The sequence below is a fragment of the Loigolactobacillus binensis genome (assembly GCF_005405165.1).
GTDB classification, from domain to species: Bacteria; Bacillota; Bacilli; order Lactobacillales; family Lactobacillaceae; genus Loigolactobacillus; species Loigolactobacillus binensis.
Genome location: NZ_BJDN01000086.1, coordinates 1 through 476, shown reverse-complemented (window position 1 = coordinate 476; position 476 = coordinate 1). Strand labels below are relative to the sequence as shown.

Genomic DNA, 476 nt, shown 5'->3' with positions numbered 1-476 from the left:
ATCAAGATCCAAAAATGGTCAATTGAACAAGTGGCTCATGTAGTTAGAATTGCCTACAAAACCATCTATAACTGGATTGATCAGGGACTACTGGATATTAATGTGACTGATTTACCTGACCATGGTATTCGTCGCAAACGAGCTAAAGAAACCCGTGGTAGTTTTAGTCATGGACGTTCCATCGAAGATCGTCCAGCTGAAATTTCTGATCGTAATACTTCAGGTCACTTCGAAGCTGATACAGTTTTATCTGGAAAACGTAAAGGTCAAGCAGTAGCTACGTTTGTCGAGCGTAAGAGTCGGCTTACCATCGTTAAACGGCTTAATGGACGAGATAGTACTTCAATGACCAAGGCTATTTTAGAATTGGCTAACCAGTTAGGAGATAATCTCAAGACCCTTACTGTTGACCATGGGAAAGAATTCGCCAACTACAATTTGATTGAAGAACAGGCCGGTGTTCCGCTGTACTTTGC

At 41.6% G+C, this 476-nt stretch carries 1 protein-coding gene; it reads left to right on the top strand.

What is annotated here, in order from left to right:
• Window positions 1-476 (top strand): IS30 family transposase (locus tag FFM78_RS13705; RefSeq protein WP_137638922.1); only part of this gene is annotated, 476 nt, incomplete at both ends.